Source organism: Nostoc sp. NMS4, from assembly GCF_017115095.1.
Classification (GTDB): Bacteria; Cyanobacteriota; Cyanobacteriia; order Cyanobacteriales; family Nostocaceae; genus Nostoc.
On sequence record NZ_JABXKI010000233.1, the window covers coordinates 1 to 3,260 of the forward strand.

Consider the following 3,260-nt stretch of genomic DNA (forward strand, 5'->3'; position numbering starts at 1 on the left):
ACTACTGCTGTGATTGCGATCGCAAATCTTGTAATAGCCTCTGCAAAAACTTACCCCATTCTGTTGCCAAAGGGATTTCTGTAAACGGAACCCGCACTGAGTTATTAGATTCGGAAAATAGAAATTCTAATTCTATCGAACGACCTTTTTCAGGTGGATTGTTTACATCTACTAATTTTTCATCTACTAAAACTTGGATTTGTTTGATATCAAGCAAAGAAAATGTTTCTAGTTTAATCGGCCCTTGAGGCGTGGGTTTTCCCCAAGTTATATTGTTACCTTTTTGACCCAATACAGCATAAATATCATACTTAGCCCGTTCAAATTGCTCTGCCCAGACGCGATAAGCTTCGACTTTTTGATACTCCTTCGAGCCTTGCCAAGCTAACCAGAAAAACATTACTAACAGAGGCAACCACAAAAGACCACGTTCCATCGTTAAAAAAATCCTGATTTCTGAATAAAACTTGTAACTAAAAGTGCAAAATCTACCAACAAGGGATGCAGATAAGTTATGGTAGTGGGAAAACTGGCAAAAAGCGGTGATGAGTTAATATGAGAAAACTTATATTATTGTGCTTGTTTGTCATTGGGCTAGGATCTGCCATATTTGGTTTCCTGAATTTCCAGGGATTGGCAGGTAAAGGAGAGTTTGAGACGATCTTGCTTGATTTTCGGGAAGATATTCCATCACTTGTGGTGGAACAGGATGTGCAAGCGATCGCCAAACAATACAACGTTACACCCCAATTTGACAACAAGTTTTCCAAAAAAGATCATGTCTATATTATCAAGGGCGATCGCCAACGGCTCCAAGAACTGAAAAAATCTCAGTTTGCCCAAGCTACAGAATTCATTGAACCAAACTATATCTACAACACGATTCCCCAACCAGGTAAACCCGCTTGGCTAGGTGAATTTTTAACACCCCAAGAAGATGAAGAAACAAGTCCTTCATTAACTGGCCCTAATGACCAATATTACAGCAAGCAGTGGAACTTGCATAAAATCGGTATTGAAGGCGCATGGAGTCAAACTAAAGGCAGTGGCATCACAGTCGCAGTCATTGACACCGGGATTACCAAGGTGCGTGACTTATATGAGACAAAATTCGTCAAAGGCTATGATTTTGTAAACGACCGAGAAGAAGCCACAGACGATAACGGCCACGGTACTCATGTTGCTGGAACTATTGCCCAAGCCACAAATAACAAATATGGTGTCGCCGGAATTGCCTACGAAGCCAGTCTGATGCCGCTAAAGGTACTCAGTTCAGGAGGCGGTGGTACCGTTGCCGATATTGCCGAAGCGATTAAATTTGCGGCTGATAAAGGCGCAGATGTGATTAATATGAGCTTGGGTGGTGGCGGTGAAAGCAAGTTGATGAAAGATGCGATTGAGTATGCCCATAGAAAAGGTGTAGTTATTGTTGCCGCAGCCGGAAATGAAAACACCAATGGAGCAAGCTATCCAGCCCGTTATCCTTATGTCATCGGCGTTTCGGCAATTGGCCCAGATGGCGAAAGAGCGCCCTATTCTAACTTTGGTGCTGGGGTAGATATCTCTGCTCCTGGTGGTAGTGAAGCTGGTAAGATTCTGCAAGAAACCATCGATGAAAATGGCGAAGGCGTATTTTTGGGCTTCCAGGGTACAAGCATGGCTTCTCCCCACGTTGCTGGCGTTGTAGCATTAATCAAAGCTGCTGGCATCAAAGAACCAGATGAAGTTTTAAAAGTCCTCAAGCAGTCGGCGCGAGTGATTCAGGATGATGGTTTGAACTATTATGGCGCTGGACAACTCAATGCAGAAGCAGCAGTCAAACTAGCCTTTAGCGGACAAATCAGTTTTCCAGATTTCTTCCGGTGGTTAAGGGATAGCGGCTATCTTAACCCCGGCTTTTGGATTGATGGTGGTGCGATCGCACTCTTACCCAAGATTTTAATGGTAGTTGGTTCCTATCTGCTAGCTTGGTTTTTACGGGTTTATTTCCCCTTCACTTGGAGTTGGTCTTTATCCAGTGGACTAATTGCCGGTAGTTCTGGTTTATTCTTCCTCAAGGGAATCTATATTTTTGATCTTCCCCAATGGCCTTTCCGGGTTTTGGGCAGTTCAATTCCCGAACTAGGCAATACCCTCCAGGGAACTGATGCCTTGAATCCCTTATTTGCCAGCGTACTGATTCCCATTGCATTAATGGCATTGCTACTGGGACATCCGAGTTGGAAATGGTTTGCCATTGGTTCAACTTTAGGTGTAGCTGCGTGCTTAACTACAAGTGCATTTTTCGAGCCAGCAGTTTGGGGATTGGGAAGTGGTAATCTAGCACGCCTCTTCCTGATTATCAATGCCCTAATCTGTTATGGACTTGTTCGTTTAGCATTGAAAAACGAAGAGAAAATTGCATAAATTGGGAGTGGGGAATGGGACATTGGGCATAGGGAATGAATTTTTATACTCCTAACTCCTAACTCCTCATTCCTAACTCCCCCACTCAGCACTCAGCACTCAGCACTCAGCACTGTTATGAGCATCACACTTACAGGTACAATTGAACGCCGTGACATTGGCACAGGCGCATGGGCATTCGTTACAGAAGACGGCGTTACTTACGAAATCCCCAAAGGGGCTGACAAAGAGTTACTCAAAGCCGGACAAAAAGCAAAAGTAAAAGGACAGGTGCGCGAAGATGTCATGACTATTGCCATGATTGGCCCTGTCCTAGAAGTCAAATCTTTTGAAGTAATTAGTTCTGATTAGCTGTAGAACTCAGAACTTCTTGCAGACGGCTTCTAAACTCCCCTTTGGGATGACCTCCTTTTACCTCACCCACAATCTGAAACTCCCCCTCTGGAGAATTACAGAGGATGTAAGTAGGCCATCCCATTTCTGATTTATCGGGATATTGAGTTAATAAAATCTTGCGATACTTGCGGTAAGCAGTCGTATCTTGCATCTTTACATCGATAAACTCTAAACCCAGTTCTTCAGCCACTTTTTTGTCATAAAAAGACATTTTGTGGCAGATGCCGCACTCTTCTGAAGAGAACTTAATTACAGCTAAACTCATGGGTTGGCTACTCTTTGATTCTAGGCAAAGTTTTTTAGCATAATGCCATGAAATATTACCATATAGCTGGCCATTAGTGTCAACTTCAGGCTGAAACCCACAGCCAGTGCATTATACGTAGGTTGGGTGGAGCGGAGCGCAACCCAACACATATCAGGATGTTGGGTTACGCAAAGCCTCCACCCAACCTACA

General features: G+C 43.7%; 4 protein-coding genes. 2 read left to right on the top strand and 2 right to left on the bottom strand.

The annotated features are described in order from the left end of the window. Position 1 precedes the first annotated feature (1 nt). Entirely contained in the window at positions 2-436 is a 435-nt protein-coding gene (locus HWQ37_RS20695; protein WP_292750370.1) for a hypothetical protein, read from the bottom strand. Between the two features lie 119 nt (positions 437-555). On the opposite strand from HWQ37_RS20695, the gene HWQ37_RS20700 reads away from it, so the two are divergent. Continuing rightward, positions 556-2,406, top strand: coding sequence for a S8 family peptidase (locus HWQ37_RS20700; RefSeq protein ID WP_292750372.1), 1,851 nt, complete (start codon positions 556-558; stop codon positions 2,404-2,406). Between the two features lie 117 nt (positions 2,407-2,523). Beyond that, on the top strand, positions 2,524-2,757 hold the full coding sequence (locus HWQ37_RS20705; protein ID WP_292750374.1) for a hypothetical protein: 234 nt from the start codon (positions 2,524-2,526) through the stop codon (positions 2,755-2,757). On the opposite strand, the gene HWQ37_RS20710 is transcribed toward HWQ37_RS20705, so the two are convergent. After that, positions 2,744-3,067 carry a thioredoxin family protein gene (locus HWQ37_RS20710; RefSeq protein ID WP_292750376.1) on the bottom strand — a complete coding sequence of 108 codons (324 nt, stop codon included), beginning with the start codon at positions 3,065-3,067 and terminating at the stop codon, positions 2,744-2,746. The genes HWQ37_RS20705 and HWQ37_RS20710 overlap by 14 nt on opposite strands. Positions 3,068-3,260 lie beyond the last annotated feature (193 nt).

Bases quoted from the DNA above. Each gene is read 5' to 3' on its own strand.
- HWQ37_RS20695 (WP_292750370.1), bottom strand. From the start codon at position 436: ATGGAACGTGGTCTTTTGTGGTTGCCTCTGTTAGTAATGTTTTTCTGG.
- HWQ37_RS20700 (WP_292750372.1), top strand. From the start codon at position 556: ATGAGAAAACTTATATTATTGTGCTTGTTTGTCATTGGGCTAGGATCT.
- HWQ37_RS20705 (WP_292750374.1), top strand. From the start codon at position 2,524: ATGAGCATCACACTTACAGGTACAATTGAACGCCGTGACATTGGCACA.
- HWQ37_RS20710 (WP_292750376.1), bottom strand. From the start codon at position 3,067: ATGAGTTTAGCTGTAATTAAGTTCTCTTCAGAAGAGTGCGGCATCTGC.